The organism is Streptomyces sp. ALB3, from assembly GCF_044385685.1.
In the GTDB taxonomy this organism is placed as follows: Bacteria; Actinomycetota; Actinomycetes; order Streptomycetales; family Streptomycetaceae; genus Streptomyces.
Genome location: NZ_JBISCE010000046.1, coordinates 516,263 through 538,345 on the forward strand (window position 1 = coordinate 516,263; position 22,083 = coordinate 538,345).

Here is a 22,083-nt window from a genome sequence, read left to right on the forward strand (position 1 = left end):
GCGGGCCGCTTCCACCGGTGGAGGGCCGGCCCCCGGGGTGAGGGACCCTGAGGCGAAGGGGCGTCCCCTCCACCTTCAGGAGGTGGAGCCCGCCCCGGCCCTACAACCTGAGGCGGACGTGTCTTCGGGACCTGGGGCCGATCCCCTCATCCGTGCCCGCTCCTAGCGTGGAGCCATGACCACGCCAGTCTGTACAGGCGCCTCCAGGGCGGCCGCCGCCGCGGGACACCGCCGCTATCCGTCGTTCTCGTCGTACGTGCGGGCCCGGGGCCCCGTGCTGCTGCGTACCGCGCGCTCCCTCACCGCGAACCCGAGCGACGCCGAGGACCTCCTGCAGACCGCCCTCACCAAGACGTACGTGGCCTGGGAGCGGATCGAGGACCACAGGGCACTCGACGGATACGTCCGCCGCGCCCTGGTGAACACCCGTACCTCGCAGTGGCGCAAGCGGAAGGTCGACGAGTTCGCGTGCGAGGAGCTGCCCGAGAAGGAGGCCGCTCCCGCCCCGGACCCGGCCGAGCAGCAGTCGCTGCACGACGCAATGTGGCGTGCCGTGCTCAGACTCCCGGACCGTCAGCGGGCGATGGTCGTCCTGCGGTACTACGAGGACCTCAGCGAGGCCCAGACGGCCGAGGTGCTGGGCGTGACCGTCGGCACGGTGAAGAGCGCCGTGTCGCGGGCGCTCGGGAAGCTGCGCGAGGATCCGGAGCTCAGCCCGGTGCGGTGAGCGGGGGCCCGCGGCCCGGCCGGCGCGAGGTGGGCGGCGCCCGTCCCCTGTCCGTCCCGTACCCGTTCCTGTCCGCCGACATCGATTCGTACTCCCGGAAGTAGTGACATACCGCGTGGTATGTGCGCAGAATCAGCGCACCCTTACTGCCGCGTAGCGCCCACCGGGAGGACGCCGTGCTGAGCACCATGCAGGACGTACCGCTGACTGTGACCCGCATCCTGAACCACGGGATGACCATCCACGGGAAGTCGCAGGTGACGACCTGGACCGGCGAGCCGGAGCCGCACCGGCGCACCTTCGCCGAGATCGGCAGGCGTGCCTCGCAACTGGCGCACGCCCTGCGCGACGAGCTGGGTGTCGACGGCGACCAGCGTGTGGCGACCCTCATGTGGAACAACGCCGAACACGTCGAGGCGTATTTGGCGATTCCGTCGATGGGCGCCGTACTGCACACGCTCAACCTGCGGCTCCCCGCCGAGCAACTGGTCTGGATCGTCAACCACGCCGACGACAAGGTCGTCCTCGTGAACGGATCGCTGCTGCCGCTCCTCGCGCCGCTGCTCCCCCACCTGCCGTCCGTCCAGCACGTGGTGGTGTCCGGCCCCGGTGACCGCTCCGCGCTCGACGGTGCCGCGCCCCGGGTGCACGAGTACGAGGAGCTGATCGCCGGCCGCCCCACCGCCTACGAGTGGCCCGAACTGGACGAACGTCAGGCAGCCGCCATGTGCTACACCTCGGGGACGACGGGCGACCCCAAGGGGGTCGTCTACTCGCACCGGTCCATCTACCTGCACTCCATGCAGGTCAACATGGCGGAGTCGATGGGGCTGACCGACAAGGACACGACTCTCGTCGTCGTGCCGCAGTTCCATGTGAACGCCTGGGGGCTGCCGCACTCGACGTTCATGACCGGCGTCAACATGCTCATGCCCGACCGTTTCCTGCAGCCTGCTCCGCTCGCCGAGATGATCGAGCGGGAGCGCCCGTCGCACGCCGCGGCCGTCCCCACCATCTGGCAGGGGCTGCTGGCCGAGGTCACCGCGAACCCGCGCGACCTCTCCTCCATGGCCCGTGTCACCATCGGCGGCGCCGCCTGTCCGCCCTCACTGATGGAGGCGTACGACAAGCTCGGCGTCCGCCTGTGCCATGCCTGGGGCATGACGGAGACGTCGCCGCTCGGCACCATGTCCAACCCGCCCGCCGGACTGACCGAGGAGCAGGAGTGGCCGTACCGCATCACCCAGGGACGCTTCCCGGCCGGTGTGGAGGCACGCCTGACCGGCCCGGGAGGGGAGCACCTGCCGTGGGACGGCGAGTCCGCCGGTGAGCTGGAGGTCCGCGGCCCCTGGATCGCCGGTGCGTACTACGGCGGTGCGGACGGCGACGCCCTGCGGCCCGATGACAAGTTCAGCGAGGACGGCTGGCTGAAGACGGGCGACGTCGGCGTGATCAGCGACGAGGGCTACCTGACGCTGACCGACCGGGCCAAGGACGTCATCAAGTCCGGCGGCGAGTGGATCTCCAGTGTCGACCTGGAGAACGCCATCATGGCGCACCCGGACGTGGCCGAGGCGGCCGTCGTCGCCGTCCCCGACGAGAAGTGGGGCGAGCGCCCCCTCGCGACCGTCGTCCTCAAGGAGGGCGCCACCACCGACTACGCGGCGCTCCGGACCTTCCTCGCCCAGTCAGTCGCCAAGTGGCAGCTGCCCGAGCGCTGGACGATCGTCCCGGCCGTACCGAAGACGAGCGTGGGCAAGTTCGACAAGAAGGTGATCCGCAGGCAGTACGCCGACGGCGAGCTCGACGTCACGCGACTCTGAGCCCGGGCGGCCCGCCAGGGGCGGGAAGCCGCCCCTGACCGGCTCGTCCACGGCGGGGCCAGACCCGCGCGCGGCACACGGCGAGGGCGGTACGGATCTTTCCGTACCGCCCTCGCCGTGCGCGTCCCAGGACCTCCGGGCGTCAGTTCGTCCCTATCTTCGCCAGCAGGTCCACGATCCTGGACTGCACCTCGTCGCTCGTCGAGCGCTCGGCGAGGAAGAGCACCGTCTCACCCGAAGCGAGCCGCGGCAGGTCCGCCTCCTCCATGCCCGCCGAGGTGTAGACGACCAGCGGTGTGTGGTTCAGCGCGCCGTTGGCTCGGAGCCAGTCGATGATCCCGGCGCGTCGGCGGCGTACCTGCATCAGGTCCATCACCACCAGGTTCGGCCGGATCCGGGTGGCGAGATCGACCGCCTCGCTGTCGCCCGCGGCGCGCGCGACCTGCATGCCGCGGCGCTCCAGCGTCTCCGTCAGCGCCAGCGCGATCTCCTCGTGCTCCTCGATCACCAGGACCCTCGGCGGGTGCTGTTCGCTGTCGCGCGGAGCGAGGGCCTTGAGCAGCACGGCCGGGTCGGCGCCGTACGCCGCTTCCCTGGTCGCCTGCCCCAGACCGGCCGTCACCAGCACCGGGACCTCCGCCGCCACAGCCGCCTGACGCAGCGACTGCAGTGCCGTGCGGGTGATCGGCCCGGTCAGCGGGTCGACGAAGAGCGCGGCGGGGAACGCGGCGATCTGGGCGTCGACCTCCTCGCGGGAGTGCACGATCACGGGACGGTAGCCGCGGTCGCTGAGGGCCTGCTGGGTGGAGACGTCCGGGGCGGGCCAGACGAGCAGCCGACGCGGGTTGTCGAGCGGCTCCGGGGGCAGTTCGTCGTCGACGGGCCGCGGCTGCGGGCGGTTGGCCACCTCGACGGCGCCACCGGGGCCGTCCAGCGGCTCCGGACCCTCGGCGCCCTCGTCGGGCGCTCCTATGGCGTACGCGCGGCCTTCGGAGGCGGGCGGGGACATCAGCTGACCGGTCCCGGAGCCCTGCACCGTGCTTCCCTGCGTGCCACCGGGCTGCGGCGGAACGGGTGCCGGAGCGGGCTGGGGCGGCGCAGGCGCCACGGCGGACGGCGCCGGGCGCTCCGCCTCGGGCGGGGCGGCCAGCTTGCGGCGCCTCCCGGCGCCGCCGAGCGTCTGGTTCTGCTGGTGTGCGAGGTGCTGCGCGAAGGGCACGCCCTGCCCCAGGGTCCGCACGCTGAACGCACGGCCCTGTGTCGAATCCGACGAAGCCGGCATCGGCGCCTCGGCGGGCAGCGGCTGGCGGCGCGCGTCCGCCACGGGCGCCGGCGCGTCGGTGTCGGACGGATGCGGATCCGGCGCGGGCACGGGCTCCGGCGCGGGGCCGGCCGGTGCGTCGGGACCGCTCGGTGCGGCGGGACCGGCTGGTGTGCCGGGACCGGCTGGTGCGTCGGGAACGGCCTGGGCGGCGCCGGTGCCCGTGGTGTGCGTGGTGCTGCCCGGGACCGCCCGGACATCGTCACCGGCCGCGACGGCACCGCTGTGCGGCGGCGCGGCCGGGACCTGCGCCGGGGCACCGGGCTCCGCCCAGTCGGGCTGCGGGGGGACGGCGGGCAACGGCTGTCCGGGGACGGGATGACCCGGCCGGGCCTGTGCCTCAGGCGCCGCCTCCGAGGGCCGTGCCCTCCGGCGGCCGGACGGCACGGGGTGCGGCTGCGGCGGGGTGTGGTCCGCGTCCGGCACGGTCCGCACGGCGTCGTGCCGCTCGGCCGGCGCGGCACCCCCGGAAGGGGAGGGCTGAGCGCCGAACGGGGCCGGGACGGGCTGGGGTCCGGCCGGGGCCGGGGCAGGCCGTGGGACCGGCGAGGACGGGGAGGCGGCGGAGGGCGGTGCCACGACGGGCGAGCCCGGGGCCGTCGGCGGGATCCGGTCCGCAGCGGCGGGCGGCAGGGCGAAGGCGGTACGGGGACCCGAGGGCTCGGCCGCGGCGGCGCGTTCCTGCGCCGCGGCGAGAGCCCGGCGTGCCCGTCGGCCCGAGGGCTGCTGGGCAGACTGCTCCTGCCGGGGCTGCTCCTGCTGCCCGGGCATCTCGGCAGAGGCAAGGGCCGGCAGTGCGGGGCGGGCGCCGCCCTGGCGCCCGGGGGCGTTCTGGGGCACGCCCTGGGGCGGTACCGTCTGCCCACGCTGAGGACGTCCGCCGCCGCCCTGCGCGCCCTCGGCCGCCGTGACCACGGATCCCTCGGAGGGGGCGGACGCGGCGGGGAGCGCCAGTGCCTGACGGGGCAGCTCCGCGGCGTTCTCCGCACCCGGCTCGGTGGGGCTGGGCCGACCGCGCCTGCGACCGGAGCCCTCGCCGCGCCGGGGCGGGGTGAGGTCCTGGCCCTGCTGCTCCTGACCGGCCGGGGAATCGGGGCGTGCCCGGCGCCGGCCGGTCGGTTCCGCCGCCGCGGTGTCACCGGACTCCGGGCCGGCTGCCCCTGAGTCGGCGGCGCTGTCCAGGAAGGCGTCGGTCGACGACCTGCGCGCCCTGCGCCGGCCACCCTGCGCGGGCTGCGGGGCGGGGTCCGCCACTGCGGGTTCCGGCAGCGCCGGGACGGGCTCGGGCGCGACGGTCCCTGCCCCCGTGCCGAGCGGCACCTCCAGGACGTACGCGCTGCCGCTCATCCCCGGCATCTCGTGCGTCTGGAGCACACCGCCGTGCGCCCGCACGATCCCGCGCACGATCGGCACGTGCACCGGGTCACCCCCGGCGAAGGGCCCGCGCACCTCGATCCGTACGACGTCGCCGCGCTGTGCCGCGGCGACGACGACCGTGGAGTCGACGTACCCGCCGCCCGGTACCGGCCGGGTCTTCCCGGTCGAGTCGACACCGGCGACATCGGCCACGAGATGGGCCAGCGCGGTGATCAGCCGGCCCGCGTCGACCTCGGCCTCGATCGGCGGCGCGTGCACCGCGAACTGCGCGCGTCCGGGCCCGATCAGCTCGACCGCGCCGTCGATGCCCGCGGTCACCACGGCGTCGAGCAGCACGGGCTGCTTGACGAGCTCCTCGGCTCCGGTGTCCAGCCGCTGATAGCTCAGTACGTTGTCGACGAGCGTCGTCATACGCGCGTACCCGGCGGCGAGGTGGTGCAGGATCTGGTTGGCCTCCGGCCAGAGCTGGCCGGCGGGGTCGGCGGCGAGAGCCGACAGCTCACCGCGCAGCTCCTCCAGCGGGCCGCGCAGGGACTCGCCCAGCACGGCGGTCAGCTGGGTGTGCCGGGCGTCGAGGCCGGTGAGGCGCTCGGCCTGCTCCTCGAGCTCCGAGGCGTACCGCTCGGTGCGGTCGGCGGTCTCGGCCGCGTGCTGTTCGGTGAGCGCGGCGAGCTCGGCGCGGTGGCTCTCGGTGAGCTCGGCGATCTCCGCCGCGTGCCGTTCGGTGAGCCCGGCGACCTCTTCGGTGTGCTGCTGGGTCAGTTCCTCGTAGGGCCTGCGGTCGGTGAACGTCATGACGGCGCCGACCAGCTGGTCCCCGTCGCGTACCGGTGCCGTCGTCAGGTCCACGGGCACCTGGGCCCCGCTCCTGGACCAGAGCACCTGCCCGCGCACCCGGTGTTTGCGTCCGGAACGCAGGGTGTCGGCGAGCGGCGAATCCTCGTAGGGGAAGGGATCGCCCTCCGCGCGTGAGTGCAGGATCAGGGGGTGGAGCTCCTTGCCACCGAGGTCGCTGGCGCGGAAACCGAGGATCTGGGCGGCGGCGGGGTTGACCAGGACGACCCGGCCCTCCGTGTCCGTGCCGACGACACCCTCGGAGGCTGCCCGCAGGATCATCTCGGTCTGGCGCTGCGAACGGGCCAGCTCGGCCTCCGTGTCGACGGTGCCGGAGAGATCCCGTACGACGAGCATGAGCAGCTCGTCGCCGGTGTAGCTGGAGTGGATGTCGTTGTAGCCGGCCTGGCCGCTGTCCAGGGAGGCGCTGGTGACCTCGACGGGGTAGTCGGTGCCGTCGGTCCGGCGCGCGGTCATCCGCGTCGGCTTCGTCCTGCCCTGCTCGTCCGCAGCATCCGGCCTGCGCATCGACCCCGGGATCAGCCTGGAGTCGAACTCCGGAAGCAGATCGAGCAGTCCGCGTCCCACGAGCGCGGTGCCCGGGGTCTCGAACATCTCGAGGGCGATGGTGTTGGCGTTGACGACCGTGCCGTTGCAGTTGACGAGCAGGAGCCCGTCCGGGAGGGCGTCGAGTATGGCTGCGAGGCGAGCAGCGCCTCGGGATGGCCTGCTGCTCACGAGACGCTTCCTCCCTGAATACCGCACCTTGCCGACAGCGGGCCCCATCCTGCCCCTCGGGCCTCAGGCTGTCACTGGAGGAGTCTAAAGGCAGGGAGCGCATGGCGGGCGGCGGATGAGGGGGAGCTCTCACCAAGGTTCTGTGCACACGGTGTACGCCGGTGGTCCGTGCCGTGACAGTGGGCGCCCCGCCTGACGTGCGGCGATGTGCTGCGGCACAGAGCCGGGGGCCACCCCAAGTGCCCCTGGAACCCGGCGTGCAGGGCTCAAGGGGAAGCCCGTACGCGCCCCCGGTGTGCGCCGTCCGGCCCGGTCGAAGTCCCGGCGCACGCCCCGCCGAACCGGTTACCGCGCGGAGGGCAGAACCGGGACGAGGTTGTTCCAGCGCGAGATCTCGCAGCCGTTGGCCCGGCTGAAGCGCGCGTCGACGTCCTCCCCCTGCCAGGTGCCCTGGACCCTCGCGGCGGCCGGCCCGCCGGCCTGCTGGGTGCACATGGCGTTGCGGTCCGTGGCGACGAAGGGGTTGTCCCCCGACTTCGCGGCCTCGTCCAGCAGGTCGCAGGCGCGCTGCGCGGCGGGGTGGCTGCCGCCCGCCGGTCCGCACTCCAGCTCGAAGACCCCGTCGGCCGTCGGATTGCCGGAGTCCGAGACCCTCACGGTGAGCCGGGTCGTCGTGTCCTGCGCCGTCGGCCAGTCCCCCTGGAGGACGGGCAGCGGAGGCAGCGGGACAAGAGGGGACGCGGCCGTGGCGGCGGGCGCGACGGCCGACAGGGCGGCGAGGGAGGCGACGGCGGTGAGGGTGAGACGGCGCAGCATGCGGGGCTCCTGTATGTCTGGCGCGCCCTGGAGCGCGCCGGCCTGTCCGGCACACGCCGGGTTGGGGCGGCGCCGGGCACACGGGGGTGGCGGGCGGAGGGCGGAGCCCTCGTCCTCTCTAACGCTGCTCACGCCCACACGTTTCGCAACTCATGGGGGGCCGACCGGAAGAGCCGGGCGGGTGCGGCCGTCGTGAACGACCCCCCGCAGGGCGCTTTGCCTCGCCGCCCACCTGCCTAGTACCGTGGGCGGCGATTGGTGACAGCGCGCTCGACTGTGTCATCATCTGCACGCACCACTCGCGCTTGCGCGAGGTGTGCTGGAGGCGTCGCCTAGTCCGGTCTATGGCGCCGCACTGCTAATGCGGTTTGGGTCTTAAAGCCCATCGAGGGTTCAAATCCCTCCGCCTCCGCAGGATCCCGAAGCCCCGTGCCCCAGGCACGGGGCTTCGGTCGTTCCCGGCCGGGAAAACTGGCCCGAGAACGGAGTTTCCGCAGGTCAGATGGGGTGCGGCTAATGGATTTCGCGTCACGGCGCAGGTCATGTAATGTTGTTCCCGCAACGCCGACCAGGCAGAAAAGCCCGGGAAGCGGGACCAAGGCTCAGGCCGAGGACAAGCACTCGTAGCTTAACGGATAGAGCATCTGACTACGGATCAGAAGGTTGCAGGTTCGAATCCTGCCGAGTGCACAGCAGGCCAGAGGCCCTCAGGAGAGATCCTGAGGGCCTCTGTCGTATGCCGTGACGGCTGTGACTGACGGCAGCCGCCCCGATCGCGCCGGTTCCCTCGCGGAGTGAGGGGTGATCCGCCGGTCGGCGTCATGTGAAACTCCCTCCCCTCGTTCACGGCGCCCGTGATCGGCAAGGCTCCGGCGTTGTTGAGCCCGAGGCGGCCCTGCTGGGCCATCCGGGTTGTCGGTGGGTGTCGGTACTCTGGTGTTGGGCTCTGCCAGAAACACAAGATGTTGTGGTGCTCTGACGTACTCCATGGCGCATGTTGGGGTGTCTTGCTTGCTGACGGGTCATCCGGGGTGCTTCACTTGATCTGCCAAACCAAAACAGGCCCCAACCGGGGCCCAACTTGGGGTTGGGCGCACGGCAATGGGGCCTGATGCGTTGGTCGCGCCTTGGGACCTTATCGCCCTCTCTTGGTTCCTCCAAGATGGGCAGCCCGGCGCGTCCGGCTCCGGAAACGGATGTGCCATGGCAGACCGGCCCAACACCCGGGATGTGTCCAAGCGCGACGATGGCTGGGCGGTGACGAAGCCCGGGACCGCGAGAGCCAGTGCGGTCCTGCCGACTCAGGTAGAGGCAGTCGCTCGTGCCAAAGAGATCCTGGCCAACGACGGTGGCGGAGAGCTTCGCGTTCGCGGCAAGAACGGCCAGGTGCGGGAGCAGAACACCGTCCCGCCGGGCAGTGACCCGAAGAAGTCGAAGGGCTGATCGCGATGGGCAAGTACGTGATCAACAGGGACTTCGGCGGACAGCGTGACGTTGAAGCCGCCGGCTTCAAGACCGTTGGCGACTTCATCGACTTCTACACGGTCGATGACGACGGTGACATCGTCGTGACGCTCAGAATCCGGTCCGCTCGGGTGGAGACGATTGACCTGATCGGCGGCTGACTCAGGTAGGTCATGCTGAGACGGAGCCTTCGCCAACGCGGCAAGGGCTCCGTCTCGGGATGTGCGAAACCACAGTGGGTTCCAGTCAGGGCCTCGGTTTCGCCTCCATCTACTCACTCACTTCATGTCATCGCCCTTCCGTAGGGCTTGGCCGACGCGGTCGAAGGCGGAGCGCTGGGAGTCCAGTCGCACGAAGGTGTAGATGTCCATGGTCACGCGGATCGAGCTGTGGCCCAGAACCTCCATGATCATGCGGGCATCGGCACCCTGTTCGTGGAGCAGGGACGCGCACGTGTGGCGCAGGTCGTGGAAGCGGACCTTGCGGACGCCGGCGCGGACGGACAGGGCCTCGAAGGACCGGTTTAGATTGCGCGGCTCGATAGGGGTCCCGTTCTTCGTCGTGAAGACGAGGCCCTTCCCCGTCCCCTTCCAGTTGTGACCCGCGGCCTTCTGGTCGGCAATCTGCTGGACGCGCTGGGCACGGAGCGCGGTCACGCATTCGGCCGGCAGCGCCACGCGCCGGGCCGAGCGCTGGGTCTTCGGCGCGACGATCAGCAGCTCGCCGCCCACACGCTGAAGAGCCTGCCGGACGGTCAGAACCCCGTCGAGAAGATCTACGTCTGACCAGCGCAGCCCCAGCAGCTCACCCCGCCGGAGCCCGATACGGACCGCCAGCTCGTACGCGGCCCAGAGCCGGTTGTCCCGGGCCGCCGTCAGGAGCCGACGCCCTTCCGCAGCGGTGAGCGGTTCGATCTCGCGCTTGGTGCCCATGCTCAGCTCCACGTTCCGGGCCACGTTGCGGGGCAGCTCGTCCTCCCGTACGGCGTGCTGGAGAGCGGCACGCAGGATCACCAGCAGGAAGCGGACGGTCCGGTCCGAGGGGAGCTTCTTGCAGCACTTGCCGAGGGCGCAGCAGCGCCGTTTGTGCTCCGCCCGCTTCTTGTCCTTCCCCTGTGCGCAGCACTGGCAGGTGGCCGCCGTCTTCATGAGGAAGGCGCGGATGTCACGAGCAGTGAGCCGGACCAACTTCTTCTTCCCGAACTCCGGGGTGACGTAGTTCCGGATAAGGGATTCGTAATTGACGTAGGTCGTGGGGCGGACCTTGGTCTTGGCGACGCTCGCCAGCCAGTACGCCAGGTACTCGGCGATCGTCATCTTGTTGGTGGCCACCGGAAGACCGCTGAGCGAGTCGGCCTTGAGCTTGGTCAGCTTCTCGTGCGCCTCGTCCCAGGTCTTGCCGTAGACACTGCGGCGCTTGTACGTGCCGTCCGTCGTCAGGACGTACGCACTGCCCTCCCAACGGCCATCCCTGCGCTGGTAGATGGTGCCCTCGTTGTTGGAGTTCTTCTTCGGCTTGGCCATCAGGCTGCTTCCTGTTCGGTGCGGAGGGATACGTAGGCGTCCAGCGCGGCTTCGCTGATGCGGCGGCAGCGGCCGATCTTGAAGGAGGCGAGTTCGCGCGAGCGGATCAGGTCGTGGACCTTCCAGCGGCTGATGCCGAGATGCTCGGCGACCTGGTCCACGGTGAGTACGGCGGTCGTCATGCAGGCACCAGCCCTTCGTGCTTGAGGCGTGCGGTGTGGGCTATGTCGTGGCGGACCTGGGCGGCGAGGAGTTCTTCGCCGGGGCGGTAGCCGCTGCTGAGGTAGGTCCAGGAGGAGGCGGTGACGAGCGTGGTGCTCTCGGCAGTGGCGGGGAGGCCGGCGCGCGTGCGGGCGGCTTCTGCCTGGGCCAGTCGCCAGCTGCGGCGTACGTCGCGGAGGGCGCCGAGGGTGGTGGAGTAGGCGCGGGACTTGCTGGAGAAGTGGCCGCGGAAGCCGAGCATGTGGGCCCACTTCCAGAGCTTGAGGTGGGCGAACTCCGGAAGGTGGCCGAGGGCCCAGGCCGTACGGATCATCTGCCGTACGTGCTGCTGGATGGGCAGGTCCTTGATGGGTTCGGCCTGTCCGGTGCCGTCGCAGTCGGCGCACACGTCGTGGAAGCCGTCCGGGCCGCGTACGTAGCCGCGTCCGGAGCAGGGACGGCACAGGAGGGTGCGGTCCACGGTGCCCGCGCCTTCGGCGTTTTTGGTGGCGTACTTGGCGACGTATCCGGCGACCTTGGCGTCGGTGTACTCGGCAACGCGGGCGTCGGTGAGTTCGCCGTCGCCCAGGGCCTTGATGGGGTCGACCTTGAACCGGCGGCCCCAGGCGATGACGCGTTCACCGATGGCGTCGGACTCGACGGTGAGCCGGGCACGCTCGACGGCCAGGCCCACGGCGGCGCTCAGGGCGTCGAAGGTGGCCCAGGGCGGGGGCGGGGTGGTGTGGCCGTCGGGGCCGTCGAAGCGGATGACGGCGTGGAAGTGGACCAGGCCGCGCTTCTGGTACTCGGCGACCTTGGCGAAGGAGAGGCGCAGGGCCGTGTTCAGCGCTTTCTGAGTCATGCCGAGGTGTTCGGCCAAGGCGCGGCGCAGGTAGGTGGTGAAGCGTGCCCAGAGCTGTCCGGCGTGGGCGTTCCAGAGCACGGCTCCGGAGTAGTCGTAGGTGGCCGGGTTCAGCGGTGTGCCGAGTTCGGGGGCGTCTTCGGTGTGGGTGTCGCCGCAGGCACAGGAGCGGGTCTGTCCTGCGTTGGTGGTGGGGCGGTTGTGGACGGGGCCGAAGGAGGGGGCGGTGAGGGTGACGAAGGCGCGGGGGTGGTCGCGGACGGTTTCGGCGACGTTCTTGCCGCCGGACAGTCCGGCCTTGATCAGGTGGTAGGTGTCGGCGGCGTAGAGGCGGGAGCAGGCAGGGCAGCGGGAGGAGCGACGGTTGCCGCAGGTGGTCAGCAGGCGTCCGGAGGGCTCGTCTTCGGAGCTGTAGGAGCGGACCACTTCCTTGGTGGCCGCAGCGGTCGTGATGGTCCAGCCGTGGAGGTTGATGGGGCTGGTGCAGCCGCGCAGGTCGCGGACCTGCTGCTGGACGCGGTCGAAGCCGTAGGTGTTGGCCAGCTCGATCAGGTCCCGGACAGCGGGGCTGATCACGTGCCGCAGGTCGAGGTCGCGGGGCATCGGCAGGTTCGTCCTTTCCGCTGATGGAGGCCCCGGGCAGCACCGAGGGAGGGACGGTGGTGCTGCCCGGCGGGCATGACGGGTCAGGCCCAGGGGCCAAAAGGGATGTCGGGAGGCCGACGGAAGGTCAGGCCGACAGTGCCGCGTGCGCGGCGGTGGCCAGGGGGAGGCTGACGCCGAGACGGGCCTTGAGCTGCGGCAGCGTGATGGGCTGGCCGGTCGCGGCGCGGTGGGCGTCGGCGACCTCGCGGGCGGCGTCCAGCAGAGCCGGGGCCACCTTGACCGCCGGATGCGGCACAGTGGCAGGAACCGGGCCAGGGGCAGGAGGCACCGCAGGCTCGGTCACGACAACCGGTTCAGGAGCAGGCTCCGGAACGCGGGCGGCTTCGGCGTCGGCCGGAGCGTCCTCCGGTACGGATTGTGGGGTCGGCGCCCGGTCGGTCATCGGAGCTGGGACCGGGGGCACAGCCGGTGTGGTGACGGCGTGGAAGTGGCGCAGCAGCGCGGGCCCGACGGCACCCCAGCCGAGGAGGAGCAGCGGTGCCACGGCGTCAATGCAGGCGCGGCCGTAGTGCCCAGTGAGGACGGGTTCGGCGATGTTGAGGGCGAGGGTGAAGAAGCCGGAGGTGTGCATCAGCCGGTTCGCGCCCTTGAGGTCGTCGGCAGCCACGCCGTGCAGGGACAGGTACCGCAGGGCGACCAAGAGGCCGAGGACGGACAGGTCCACCATCGGAGCGATCAGGGGCGCGATCGGATCGGGGATGCCCAGGCGCAGGGCCAGGTTCCAGACGTTGCCGAAGGAGAACACGAAGGCCAGCAGGGCGATGACCGCCATGACCACGGTCACGGTGCGCTGAGTGATCCGGTCTTCTGACATGAAGGGATTCACCTCCTTCCAGGGTGAGTTGGGGTCGAGGCGAGGCTGGCGGGTCAGTTCCTGTGGGCGAGGCCGGCCCGGTGGGCGACGTTCGGGCCGAGGTAGGTCTCCAAGACCTGGCGTTCGTGGGCGTTTGCTACGCGGTAGGCGGCGATGCCTATCCGCGAGGCGCGTTCGAGGTCTCCGACGGTGATGGCCTTGCGCATGTGGCGGATGTAGATCCTCATGGAGGGGCGCATGTCAGGCTGCCTCCGCCGGGAGCTCGGGGTCCTCCTTGGCGAAGTCCACGCCCGTGCGGTGGATCAGGTCCTCCAGGAGTTGGGCTGGGTGGCGCACGAGGTGGGCGGCCTGCTCGGCGACGCCGGCGGCATCCCGGTCGGCGACGTAGGGGGTGCGGATGCGGACGAAGCCGGGGCGGCCGTGCTGGGACATGACCGCGACACCCACGTAGGCGGGGTCCTGGAGGTTGACCGGGCTGGCGTCGGGCCACTCGCGGATGTCGTCACCGAGTGCGGCCACGGCGGCGTCGGCGGTCTTCTGTGCGAAGGACAGTCCGACCGGGCACACGTCGCGGATGAAGGTGGGGATCGCGTCTCCGGTGGTCTTCTGCGTGGTCAGCAGGGTCAGGAAGCCGACCGAGCGGCCCTTCTTCACCAGGTCCTCCACCAGGCGGGCGTTGTCCGCCGCGAACGCGGCCAGCCTCTTGGTCACCGGGTCGGAGCCCTTGTGGTCGCGGAAGTAGGTGTGGGCCTCGTCGATGACAATGACGACCAGCGGCCAGTCTGCCGAGGGACCGACGTGCCACATGTTCTTCACGCCCAGCACGCGGCGGATGGACGCGGAGCGGGCGCGGCGCAGCTGCACCAGTTCCTTCAGCTTCTTGTTCGCCTCCTCCAGGTCGTCCCCGCAGAACTCGAACGCGCGCTGCACGAGGTCGGCGTAGTCGCCCTCGTAAGCGTGGGAGACCTTGCCGTCGAAGAAGACGAACTGGATGGCCGGTGAGGGCGCCCAGTCACACACCAGCCGGTTCACGCATGACGTCTTCCCGAAGCCCGGCAATCCGCCCATGGCCACCCCGGGGACCTCCTTCAGGGGCACGACTACGGGCAAGCCGAACTCGTCCACCCCCAGCTCCCACACCGCGTACTCCTCCGGCGGGCGGCCGGTGGGTACATGAACGGTCGGTGTGATCAGCGGATCCACCCGCACCCCGCGCAGCATGACCTGTCCGGGCTTGTCCCCCGGCAACACGGACACGCGGGTCATGCGCCAGGCATCCGCCAGGTAGGGAGCAGCCTTCTGGAACTCCGCAAGACCCACCTTCGGCAGGCAGGTTGCCCCCGCCATCACCCCGAAGGCGTCCGGGGTGACCTTCAGTGCGGGAACCAAGACGCGGGGCTTGGGTTCCTTGCCGTCCGCGGTCGCGAGCGAGGACAGGGCGGTCGGCATCTTGTCCGTGACCGACAGCCCGCACATCCGCGCCAGCCGCTTCCAGCCCCAGCGGATCCGTATCGCCTGCCGGATGCTGATCCGCTCCATCGGCGAAGCCCGCAGGTAGCGGACCACCCAGACCAGGGCCCACAGGGCGAGTAGTCCGAGCCCGAGCCACACCACTGCACGGAGCCAGCCGAAAGCTTCGTTGAGTTCGTTCACCGGTCTTCCTTCGTTCCGTTCGAGAGATCGCGTCGAACCGGGCGCGTAGGGAAAGGCAAGGACAGGGGGCGCAGTGCCCCCAGAACGGCGGCCGCCTCGTCGACGAAGATCACGAGCGGACGGCCGCCATCCGGTGTCTCACTCCGGCGCGCGGGGAGCGACGTCATGCCGCAGCACCCTCGGGCCCGGTCTTCTCCTGAGGCATGGCAGGGGCGTCGACCAGCTCCAGTGCCGCGCAGCGGTAGGCCACGCCCTCCTGAAGCTGGTCGTTGAAGATCCGCGCCCACGGGCTCGCGAAGAGGTCCACCGGGCGGACGAACCGGCCCGGGTGCAGACCGTTGGGCAGACCGGTCTGGGGAACGGTCACCTTCAGTGCCTCAGCGCGCTCGCCCTCCATCACGAAGAGCGTCAGGGTGCACAGTGGCGCACCCGTCTCGAAGTCCACCGCGCGGACGCCGTTCTCCTGGTCCTTCCACTTCGGCACCGCCGGCGTGCCGGTCATGACGTTCGTGGTGGGGAGCACGTGCACACGGATAACGGTCCTGGCCATGGCGAATAAGCCCTTTCAGTCGGGTTCGTGACCAGTGATTCGGCCACACCCAGAGGTAACCACAACACCTGGGTGTACTGCAACACCCAGGTGTTGGAGGGGCTCTGCTATCCATGCGTTACATAGGTATGACAGAGGCTGCGGCCGTATCCTGCGGGCATGACGCTGCCCCTCGAAGACGACTCCCGCCCGCCCTACGTCCAGGTGGCCGACTATCTGCGGCGTCAGATCCAGAGCGGCGAGCTAGGGCCTGGCGACAAGGTGCCGTCCTCGCGGGAGCTGCAAGAGAAGTTCGGGCTCGCCAGCGCCACAGTGCAGAACGCGTTCCGGCTGCTCAAGAGCGAAGGGTTGATCTACAGCGTCCAGGGGCGAGGCAGCTTCATTCGCCGCCCCGCCCCTGAGTCCGACGTAGCCGCGGAGGGGGCAGGGGGAACCTCCCTGGCCGACGACGCTGCCGGTTCAACCGCCGATGCGCGGTACGTCCGCCTTTCTCAAGAGGTCGCAGACCTTCGACGTGACGTCGCTTCCATGCGTGAAACGCTTGTTGAAGCGCTTGAGCTCATTCAGCGGCTGAAGGATCAAACGCTTGGCGAAGACGCTTAATCTCGCGCGTCACCTGTTGCATGAGCGCGGCGAGGTCGGCCACTTCGGCCGCGAGGAGTGTCACGTCCGCGTCCAGCGCTGATATCTCCGACTCATTCACTGTTCCCCGCCCATCGCCGCGCCGTTCATTCGTTCCGTCCCGCAGAACCCCTCGATGGCCCGCCCTGGTGAAGCGCGCGTGCACCATCCAGTCCCTTCTCTGGAAGCCTGCTGAGGTCGGGTATCTGGCCACAACCCCGCGACCCGCCGGGCGGGACAGGCTGCCAAAATCCCTTGCCACGTCCCGTCATGTGGGCGGCAGTGCCGCAGAGCAGTTCCGCCTCCCGGGAAGCCGTCAGTCGCTGTGAAGGTCTCGCAATCGGATACCGCGTGACCATGCACATATGTGGCGTGCGTCACAGTTCTCGTTCTCTGTGTGCATGGGCCCCGGAACCTCCGGCGCGAGCCGCACGCAATCAGCAAAAGCGGACACCCCCTCAGAGCGCGCATTCCCGCACCTCTCCAGCGGCCCCGCTCGTGCTGCATTCCTGTGGACAACTTCCAGCAGGAACATCAGACAGCCGGGAGCCTGTGGACAGATTCCGACGATCCCGCGAGCAGACCAGGGCGAAACATGGCAAAAGAGTCCACTCCCTACCGGCCGAGGCAGCCGAAGGGGCGAGCTGTCCAAAGTTTCTTTACTGGATCAAGGCGGCCCGCTAGCGCGGGCCGCGCGGCGCGGCGGCCCCAGGCCGCCGCCAGCTCCATGTCTCCGCCACCGCCCGCGGCGGCCCCGCCCGCTCGCGCCGCAAAGCCCGAGAAGCGGGCAGTCAGACCCATGAAGAACGCCGATAGCTGCCCCACGGCGAGCACGGCCGGAAGGAGCGGGACGTTTGCCAAGTCCGCACCGACCACCGCGGATTGCCGATCAATCAGTCGTGACCCGGCGATCGGCCTCCCGCCCATCCATCAGGCGAGGTTGGCGGCGGCGCTCAGGCTGCAACGTGGCCGAGACCGTGACGGACTGGGAAAGCGTGGCCGGAGCCGGTGGGGGGTTGCTGGAGACACACGTGGCGGGTGGTCGGTCGGCGCACCCGCCGTCGTGGCTGACTTTCTGTGGCTGAGGTCGCCAATGGCACGGGTCAGCTGACCAGGGAAGGCGGTGCGGTCAGGAGCTACGCGGACGTGGTGTGGGTGAAGCCGAGGGAGGTCAGTCCTTCGACCTGGCATAGCCGGTCAGAGGGGCCGTCGACCTCGGTCTGGAGGACTTGGTAGGCAGCGCCGTGGGTCTGGCCCCAGCGCATCGCGGCCCGCCACAGGACGCGGCCGAGGCCCTGGCCTCGGGCCTCGGGCAGGACGGCGAAGTACTGGGGCATGAGCTGGGGGCGTCCGATGGCGTCGGGCTGGATTTCCATGGGGCCGATCGCGCCCACGATGCGGTCCTCGATTGCGGCGGTGAGAACCGGGCCGCATCGGCCGGCCTGCATCTGGGCGTGGAGGAAGGACAAGCCGTCGCCAGCCATGGCCTCGGCGAACGGGGCGAAGGTCTCCTGCACGGCGGCCGACCAGGTGGTGACGGGCCGGACCGGGCCATCGGGGGCGGGGCAGAGGGCGGCGGTGAAGTCCTTCAGTTGGATGCGGGTGCCGCGCGGGTGTGCGGTCTCGGGACCGAGGGGGCGCACGACCCGGGCGTTGACCATGTCGTGCCTGGCGGCGAGCTTGGCGGCCAGCTCGGCGGCCTCATCCACGACGGTGTCGCGGAGCCCGTAGGCGAAGACCTTCGCAGTGCCGCGTCCGCGCCGGGTCAGCGTAGGGATGAGAGTGCGCTCGGGCTGGTGAACCACGTCCTCGCGAAGGACTTTCTCGTCCTTCTTGCCGCCCCAACGCCGGTCCTTGTCGTAGGGCAGGAAGTCACCCGTGTCGGCCGCTCGCAGGATGTCCTCGAACACGCTGACGGTCAGGGCATCGGGGTGGATGGGACCGAGAGTCGGCACGATCGGCGCGGTCAGTACGGGCCGGAGCCAGTCCCAGCGGAAGAACATGAGCGGCACCCTAGCGGCGGGACGGGCAGGGCTCAGGCCCCGACGCGAGTACGCCGGGGCCTGAACGGAGTTGACCAGATCAGTTGGGTCAGTGGGGGTTGTCGTCACCGGCATCGCAGGAGCACTCCGCGCTCTCCACGATCACGTCGAGGTCCTGGACGGCGGTGATCGACGCGGTTGCGACGGGCGGGGCGGCGCGGCGGGCCGAGGCCGGCGGGCCGGGGAGGATGGTCACCGGTACGGGCGGGGTCATGAGGCGTTCTCCTTGTCTCCGTGCTGGCAGTAGCTGTGCAGCGGCGCCTTGGCCTCCTGGTAGTGCTTGGCCAGGGGGCGGCAGACCCGGCAGGTGCCGGTCAGGGCGCAGCCCTCGCACCCACCGGTGCGAAGCATGAGGCGGTCGGCGATGGCACCGAGCCGGGTGAGGCCGTCGATGCCCTCGGCCATCAGGTCGATCTGGTCGTCGCGGCCGACCTTGCAGATCGAGACCTTGGCGTGCGGATCGGCGTGGAAGAAGGTGTGTCCCGCGTTGCAGCCGGCGAACGGCTTGCGCTGCCGCAGGTGAGCGGCGGACTGGGCGAGCAGCGGCTCACCACCGCCGTAGATCGTGGGCGTCATGTTCGTGTACGCGTGGTTCTCGACGTTCCACTCGTCGGCGAGGGCGGCCATCTCGTCGGCCTCGGAGGCGTTGTCCTCGGTCACCACGACGTTGATCCGCAGCGGCAGCCCCGCCTCACGGGCGGCGTCCATGCCGCGCCGGAACGCCTTCCACGCCCCGCGGCGCTGGGTGAGCGTGTCGAAGGACTCCTCGCTCGCCCCGTACATGCTGACCACCAGGCGGTAGGGCGGGCAGTCCCGGAAGAGCTTGAGGAGGTCCGGCCGCCAGAGCAGCGAGCCGTTGGTGGAGATGGTGAGCATCATCCCGGCCTGCCAGGCGTACCGGTAGGCGCCCTGGAAGTGGCGGTCAATGGTGGGCTCGCCGCCGGTGATCTGGAGCCAGAGGACGCCGGCCTCGCGCATGATGCCGAGCAGCCGCACCTTGTCCTCCCAGCCGAGGCCGGAGAAGGGCCGCTCACCGAGGTAGCAGTGCTTGCAGCCGAAGTTGCAGCCGAGGTTGATCTCCCAGGACGCCCGGTAGTAGCCGTACGGGGACGGTTCGCGTACCAGCACGGTGCCCGGCGCGGTCTGGCCACCCAGGTCCAGGCCCCACACGTCGGAGGCGGTCTGCACCGGCCAGGCGGGAACCGGCTCACCGTCGGTGGCGGCCTGGCGCAGACCTTCGAAGTGGTCGGCGGAGATGCGGGCGCCGGCTCGTGCTCCCGGCTTGAGGAGAAGGTGTCCGTCGAGGAACGGGGAGGCGATCAGAGCGTGGGCCATCGGTGGCCCTCCTTCCGGATCACGGAGCGGGACAGCGAACGGGACTCCTGCCGGCTGGCGCGGCAGTGGATCTCTCCCAAGCCGTTGCAGGTGCCGCAGGTCTTACCGGACGAGTTGGCGCCGCTGCCACCGCAGTCCCCGCACTGTTCGTTGCGAGGCGAGCGAGGGCGCTGGGGCTTGTGCGGGCTCGCGATCAGCTGGTGCACGAGACCTCCTCCATGGCGTCTTCCCAGGTGTGCTGTTTGGCGTGGTCGGCGAACAGACAGCAGCCCTCGCCGTCAGGACCAGGGGCGGTCACCGGGCAGTCCGGCAGTACGACGAGTTCCGTCTCATCTGTCCCGTGCCAGCGGAGCCACAGCGCGGTCCCGTATGCGCCGGCATCGGTGAGGAGACCGAAGTGCTCACCCTCGCCGTGCGCGGACAGCTGGCACTGCACGGCCCTGTCGATGTACGGGGCGGTCGACTTCTCCCGCGCTTCCCTTGCCAGGTCGAGGGGCACCCGGCGCCAGTGCGCGCAACGCATCACGACACCATCCGGAAGGACGCGACGGCGTTCCGGGCCTGCTGCGAGCACCGGGGGCAGACGCACGGCGGGTAGCGGCCCGGGTTCTCCGGGACCACCGGGTTCTCGCCCACGCGTACCTCCGTGAGAGGCCCCCACGTCTGACCGGAGTCGCGGGAGACCCGCAACGTCATCCGTACGTCGTCCTGTCCGTTCGCCATGGCCAGGAGCATCGCGATCCACGGGCCCGGCCAGAAAGGCCAAGCGGATTACCCAACTTGGGTAACATCACCCTCGGTTGACCAAGTGCAGCGATCCGTAGTCCTCATGCCGGAGCGTGCCCGATGCCCGAGCCATCTCGCTCGAAGGAACTCCCGGTCAGCCTGCTCACGGACCCAGTGATGGTCGAGGCATGCCAGGCCAGAGACTTCGGCCGCATCTTTCGGCTGGTCAAGGCACGAGCAGGCATTTATCCGTCGATGGTCGCGCGTCGCTGCGACCTGACCCCGAGCCGCGTGGGCGAGGTGATCGCCGGACGGCGGCAGCTGTTGCACATGGATGTGATCGAACGGATCTCTGACGGGCTGCGCATCCCCGGACACATGCTCGGACTTGCCCGACGCTCCTGGGAGACGCCGCCCAGCCTGACGGTCACGCCCCGCGAACCGGCCGAGGTGCCGACCTCAGCCGGCGAACCACTGGCCGCCGGACTACCGGGGGCGGACGTCGACAGCATCCTCGCCCTGGCGGCCGAGCGGGATCTCAGCACCTCGACACTGGACGCGCTACATTCGTCGATCGCGGACTACTGGCGCCGGGACGACGAGCACGGCGGCGAGACCTTACGGCCGGCGGTCGTCGGCCAGCTCCGCTACGTCGTCGACCTCCTCAAGGAGCAGCGTCCGGCTCCTTTGCGGGACGGCCTGCACAGCATCGCGGCCGAGCTGGCCCGGCTCACCGGATGGACCTATTTCGACGCCCGCCAGTACCACCAGGCACGCGCCTACTTCACCGAATCCCTCGGCCTGGCCAAGGCCATTGACGACCGCCAGTTCATGGCCAACGTCCTCGCCTGCATGAGTCTCCAGGCCACCTACCAGGACAAGCCCGGCGACGCCCTCGCACTCGTCACGGCCGCCCAGGACCAGGCGCGAACGGCCGCGGGGACGACATCGCGCGTGCTGGCCATGCTCGCGATGCGCGAAGCCTTCGCCCACGCCACCCTCGGCAACCACGGCGCGACCCACACCGCGATCTCGGAAGCCCACACCCACTTCGGACGCATCAGCACCGGTGATCCGGACCCGGCCTGGGTCGCCTACTTCGACGAGCCGAAGCTGATCGTGGACACCGGTATCGCGCACGGCCGCCTGGGCGAAGCCGCCCTCGCCGAACCCCTGATTGCGGACGCTCTGCGTCGAGAACACCAGACGAACCACCGAGGCCGCGCCTTCCACGCTTTCTGGCTCGCCCGCACCCAGCTCCAACGCGGCAAACTCGACGAGGCGTGCCACACGGCCATGGATGCCCTGGCCCCGGCGGCTGCCGTCAGCTCTCAACGAGTCGCCGGCCACCTCCGGGAGTTCTACGAACAGCTGGAGCCCTTCCGCCGCGAACCCGCCGCGGTGGCGTTCGAGTCCCGGCTCCGGGATGCGCTGCCCCGCCAGATCAGCGGATCGCCTCGTCCATGAGGACGTAGAGCAGCCCGACGAGGGAGCCACTGCTGACAATCTCGCGCCGGTCGATCATGCCCCGCACGTCGGCCAGCGGTATCCACTCGATCCGGTCCGACTCGTTCTTCTCGGTCGGCGGACCCTCGTACGTCGCCCCGTCAGCGCGGAAGACGTGATGCTGGGAGTCAGTGATGCCGTTGGCCGGCTCGGCGTAGATCAGCGGTTTGATCGGACCGGGCCGCCACCCGGTCTCCTCCAGCACCTCACGCGCGGCCGCTTCGGCGGGGGTCTCGCCCACCTCGACCAGGCCCATCGGCAGCTCCCACGCCCAGGCATCCGTGATGAAGCGATGCCGCCACATCATCAGAACCTCACGCTGCTCGTTGACCACGGCCGCCACGGCCAGGTGCCGGAGCTTGACGACGTGGTGCTCCCAGCGGTTTCCGTCTGGCGTCTCGATGTCGGTGAGCCACACGTTCACCCAGGCGTTCTCGTAGATCGGACGTTCCCCGTGGATCTTCCACTGCATCGCTGCGGCCCC

General features: G+C 70.3%; 22 protein-coding genes and 2 tRNA genes. 8 read left to right on the forward strand and 16 right to left on the reverse strand.

Annotated elements, in window-relative coordinates:
• The first annotated feature begins 175 nt into the window (after window positions 1-175).
• Together ACHFIV_RS32360 and ACHFIV_RS32365 are read left to right on the forward strand one after the other, a co-directional pair.
• Window positions 176-727 carry a SigE family RNA polymerase sigma factor gene (locus ACHFIV_RS32360; protein WP_398976335.1) on the forward strand — a complete coding sequence of 184 codons (552 nt, stop codon included), beginning with the start codon at window positions 176-178 and terminating at the stop codon, window positions 725-727.
• Between the two features lie 176 nt (window positions 728-903).
• Window positions 904-2,550, forward strand: coding sequence for a long-chain fatty acid--CoA ligase (locus tag ACHFIV_RS32365; RefSeq protein WP_398976337.1), 1,647 nt, complete (start codon window positions 904-906; stop codon window positions 2,548-2,550).
• 142 nt (window positions 2,551-2,692) lie between these two features.
• Here ACHFIV_RS32365 and ACHFIV_RS32370 read toward each other — a convergent pair whose 3' ends face one another.
• The gene (locus tag ACHFIV_RS32370; RefSeq protein WP_398976339.1) at window positions 2,693-6,820 is read right to left on the reverse strand and encodes a hybrid sensor histidine kinase/response regulator; all 4,128 of its coding nucleotides are present in this window, start codon (window positions 6,818-6,820) and stop codon (window positions 2,693-2,695) included.
• A gap of 345 nt (window positions 6,821-7,165) precedes the next feature.
• On the reverse strand, window positions 7,166-7,636 hold the full coding sequence (locus ACHFIV_RS32375; RefSeq protein ID WP_398976341.1) for an SSI family serine proteinase inhibitor: 471 nt from the start codon (window positions 7,634-7,636) through the stop codon (window positions 7,166-7,168).
• Window positions 7,637-7,957: 321 nt separating this feature from the next.
• Here ACHFIV_RS32375 and ACHFIV_RS32380 point away from each other — a divergent pair.
• From ACHFIV_RS32380 to ACHFIV_RS32395, 4 genes are all read left to right on the forward strand, one after another.
• Window positions 7,958-8,048 (forward strand) — tRNA-Ser (locus tag ACHFIV_RS32380).
• A gap of 205 nt (window positions 8,049-8,253) precedes the next feature.
• Window positions 8,254-8,326, forward strand: a tRNA-Arg gene (locus ACHFIV_RS32385).
• Between the two features lie 513 nt (window positions 8,327-8,839).
• A complete protein-coding gene (locus ACHFIV_RS32390; protein WP_337962338.1) occupies window positions 8,840-9,079 on the forward strand; it encodes a DUF2188 domain-containing protein in 240 nt (79 codons plus the stop codon).
• A 5-nt stretch (window positions 9,080-9,084) separates the two neighbouring features.
• Complete coding sequence (locus tag ACHFIV_RS32395; RefSeq protein WP_337962337.1) at window positions 9,085-9,261, forward strand: hypothetical protein; 177 nt, start codon at window positions 9,085-9,087, stop codon at window positions 9,259-9,261.
• A 117-nt stretch (window positions 9,262-9,378) separates the two neighbouring features.
• Here ACHFIV_RS32395 and ACHFIV_RS32400 read toward each other — a convergent pair whose 3' ends face one another.
• The 7 genes from ACHFIV_RS32400 to ACHFIV_RS32430 form a co-directional block, all read right to left on the reverse strand.
• Complete coding sequence (locus ACHFIV_RS32400) at window positions 9,379-10,623, reverse strand: tyrosine recombinase XerC (RefSeq protein WP_398976343.1); 1,245 nt, start codon at window positions 10,621-10,623, stop codon at window positions 9,379-9,381.
• On the reverse strand, window positions 10,623-10,805 hold the full coding sequence (locus ACHFIV_RS32405; RefSeq protein WP_381052822.1) for a helix-turn-helix domain-containing protein: 183 nt from the start codon (window positions 10,803-10,805) through the stop codon (window positions 10,623-10,625). The genes ACHFIV_RS32400 and ACHFIV_RS32405 overlap by 1 nt, the downstream gene beginning before the upstream one ends.
• Complete coding sequence (locus tag ACHFIV_RS32410) at window positions 10,802-12,289, reverse strand: replication initiator (protein WP_398976345.1); 1,488 nt, start codon at window positions 12,287-12,289, stop codon at window positions 10,802-10,804. The genes ACHFIV_RS32405 and ACHFIV_RS32410 overlap by 4 nt, the downstream gene beginning before the upstream one ends.
• 127 nt (window positions 12,290-12,416) lie before the next feature.
• The gene (locus ACHFIV_RS32415; protein ID WP_398976347.1) at window positions 12,417-13,166 is read right to left on the reverse strand and encodes a DUF2637 domain-containing protein; all 750 of its coding nucleotides are present in this window, start codon (window positions 13,164-13,166) and stop codon (window positions 12,417-12,419) included.
• A 53-nt stretch (window positions 13,167-13,219) separates the two neighbouring features.
• Window positions 13,220-13,405, reverse strand: a complete 186-nt coding sequence (locus ACHFIV_RS32420; RefSeq protein WP_398976349.1) for a hypothetical protein — start codon at window positions 13,403-13,405, stop codon at window positions 13,220-13,222.
• Window position 13,406: 1 nt separating this feature from the next.
• On the reverse strand, window positions 13,407-14,819 hold the full coding sequence (locus ACHFIV_RS32425; protein WP_398976351.1) for a cell division protein FtsK: 1,413 nt from the start codon (window positions 14,817-14,819) through the stop codon (window positions 13,407-13,409).
• A 163-nt stretch (window positions 14,820-14,982) separates the two neighbouring features.
• Entirely contained in the window at window positions 14,983-15,369 is a 387-nt protein-coding gene (locus ACHFIV_RS32430; RefSeq protein WP_398976353.1) for a hypothetical protein, read from the reverse strand.
• Between the two features lie 159 nt (window positions 15,370-15,528).
• Here ACHFIV_RS32430 and ACHFIV_RS32435 point away from each other — a divergent pair, with 159 nt between their 5' ends.
• The gene (locus tag ACHFIV_RS32435) at window positions 15,529-15,972 is read left to right on the forward strand and encodes a GntR family transcriptional regulator (protein WP_398976355.1); all 444 of its coding nucleotides are present in this window, start codon (window positions 15,529-15,531) and stop codon (window positions 15,970-15,972) included.
• A 1,154-nt stretch (window positions 15,973-17,126) separates the two neighbouring features.
• Here ACHFIV_RS32435 and ACHFIV_RS32440 read toward each other — a convergent pair.
• The 6 genes from ACHFIV_RS32440 to ACHFIV_RS32465 form a co-directional block, all read right to left on the reverse strand.
• On the reverse strand, window positions 17,127-17,993 hold the full coding sequence (locus ACHFIV_RS32440; protein ID WP_398976357.1) for a GNAT family N-acetyltransferase: 867 nt from the start codon (window positions 17,991-17,993) through the stop codon (window positions 17,127-17,129).
• Window positions 17,994-18,081: 88 nt separating this feature from the next.
• On the reverse strand, window positions 18,082-18,246 hold the full coding sequence (locus ACHFIV_RS32445) for a hypothetical protein (protein ID WP_162952559.1): 165 nt from the start codon (window positions 18,244-18,246) through the stop codon (window positions 18,082-18,084).
• Entirely contained in the window at window positions 18,243-19,367 is a 1,125-nt protein-coding gene (locus tag ACHFIV_RS32450; RefSeq protein WP_398976360.1) for a radical SAM protein, read from the reverse strand. The genes ACHFIV_RS32445 and ACHFIV_RS32450 overlap by 4 nt, the downstream gene beginning before the upstream one ends.
• The gene (locus ACHFIV_RS32455; protein ID WP_392717623.1) at window positions 19,352-19,573 is read right to left on the reverse strand and encodes a hypothetical protein; all 222 of its coding nucleotides are present in this window, start codon (window positions 19,571-19,573) and stop codon (window positions 19,352-19,354) included. The genes ACHFIV_RS32450 and ACHFIV_RS32455 overlap by 16 nt, the downstream gene beginning before the upstream one ends.
• A complete protein-coding gene (locus tag ACHFIV_RS32460; RefSeq protein WP_398976362.1) occupies window positions 19,561-19,890 on the reverse strand; it encodes a hypothetical protein in 330 nt (109 codons plus the stop codon). Before ACHFIV_RS32460 ends, ACHFIV_RS32455 begins: the two co-directional genes overlap by 13 nt.
• Entirely contained in the window at window positions 19,890-20,090 is a 201-nt protein-coding gene (locus ACHFIV_RS32465; RefSeq protein WP_398976364.1) for a hypothetical protein, read from the reverse strand. Before ACHFIV_RS32465 ends, ACHFIV_RS32460 begins: the two co-directional genes overlap by 1 nt.
• 123 nt (window positions 20,091-20,213) lie before the next feature.
• Between ACHFIV_RS32465 and ACHFIV_RS32470 the strand changes: the two genes are divergently transcribed.
• Complete coding sequence (locus ACHFIV_RS32470; protein WP_398976365.1) at window positions 20,214-21,560, forward strand: helix-turn-helix domain-containing protein; 1,347 nt, start codon at window positions 20,214-20,216, stop codon at window positions 21,558-21,560.
• Here ACHFIV_RS32470 and ACHFIV_RS32475 read toward each other — a convergent pair.
• A complete protein-coding gene (locus ACHFIV_RS32475) occupies window positions 21,538-22,071 on the reverse strand; it encodes an NUDIX hydrolase (RefSeq protein ID WP_398976367.1) in 534 nt (177 codons plus the stop codon). The genes ACHFIV_RS32470 and ACHFIV_RS32475 overlap by 23 nt on opposite strands.
• Window positions 22,072-22,083: the final 12 nt, after the last annotated feature.

What these genes read in the sequence shown, in the direction of transcription:
- ACHFIV_RS32440 (WP_398976357.1), bottom strand. Translation starts at nt 17,993, where the DNA reads ATGTTCTTCCGCTGGGACTGGCTCCGGCCCGTACTGACCGCGCCGATC.
- ACHFIV_RS32405 (WP_381052822.1), bottom strand. Translation starts at nt 10,805, where the DNA reads ATGACGACCGCCGTACTCACCGTGGACCAGGTCGCCGAGCATCTCGGC.
- ACHFIV_RS32445 (WP_162952559.1), bottom strand. Translation starts at nt 18,246, where the DNA reads ATGACCCCGCCCGTACCGGTGACCATCCTCCCCGGCCCGCCGGCCTCG.
- ACHFIV_RS32415 (WP_398976347.1), bottom strand. Translation starts at nt 13,166, where the DNA reads ATGTCAGAAGACCGGATCACTCAGCGCACCGTGACCGTGGTCATGGCG.
- ACHFIV_RS32465 (WP_398976364.1), bottom strand. Translation starts at nt 20,090, where the DNA reads ATGGCGAACGGACAGGACGACGTACGGATGACGTTGCGGGTCTCCCGC.
- ACHFIV_RS32435 (WP_398976355.1), top strand. Translation starts at nt 15,529, where the DNA reads ATGACGCTGCCCCTCGAAGACGACTCCCGCCCGCCCTACGTCCAGGTG.
- ACHFIV_RS32430 (WP_398976353.1), bottom strand. Translation starts at nt 15,369, where the DNA reads ATGGCCAGGACCGTTATCCGTGTGCACGTGCTCCCCACCACGAACGTC.
- ACHFIV_RS32400 (WP_398976343.1), bottom strand. Translation starts at nt 10,623, where the DNA reads ATGGCCAAGCCGAAGAAGAACTCCAACAACGAGGGCACCATCTACCAG.
- ACHFIV_RS32450 (WP_398976360.1), bottom strand. Translation starts at nt 19,367, where the DNA reads ATGGCCCACGCTCTGATCGCCTCCCCGTTCCTCGACGGACACCTTCTC.
- ACHFIV_RS32475 (WP_398976367.1), bottom strand. Translation starts at nt 22,071, where the DNA reads ATGCAGTGGAAGATCCACGGGGAACGTCCGATCTACGAGAACGCCTGG.
- ACHFIV_RS32460 (WP_398976362.1), bottom strand. Translation starts at nt 19,890, where the DNA reads ATGCGTTGCGCGCACTGGCGCCGGGTGCCCCTCGACCTGGCAAGGGAA.
- ACHFIV_RS32360 (WP_398976335.1), top strand. Translation starts at nt 176, where the DNA reads ATGACCACGCCAGTCTGTACAGGCGCCTCCAGGGCGGCCGCCGCCGCG.
- ACHFIV_RS32420 (WP_398976349.1), bottom strand. Translation starts at nt 13,405, where the DNA reads ATGCGCCCCTCCATGAGGATCTACATCCGCCACATGCGCAAGGCCATC.
- ACHFIV_RS32410 (WP_398976345.1), bottom strand. Translation starts at nt 12,289, where the DNA reads ATGCCCCGCGACCTCGACCTGCGGCACGTGATCAGCCCCGCTGTCCGG.
- ACHFIV_RS32375 (WP_398976341.1), bottom strand. Translation starts at nt 7,636, where the DNA reads ATGCTGCGCCGTCTCACCCTCACCGCCGTCGCCTCCCTCGCCGCCCTG.
- ACHFIV_RS32470 (WP_398976365.1), top strand. Translation starts at nt 20,214, where the DNA reads ATGCCCGAGCCATCTCGCTCGAAGGAACTCCCGGTCAGCCTGCTCACG.
- ACHFIV_RS32390 (WP_337962338.1), top strand. Translation starts at nt 8,840, where the DNA reads ATGGCAGACCGGCCCAACACCCGGGATGTGTCCAAGCGCGACGATGGC.
- ACHFIV_RS32395 (WP_337962337.1), top strand. Translation starts at nt 9,085, where the DNA reads ATGGGCAAGTACGTGATCAACAGGGACTTCGGCGGACAGCGTGACGTT.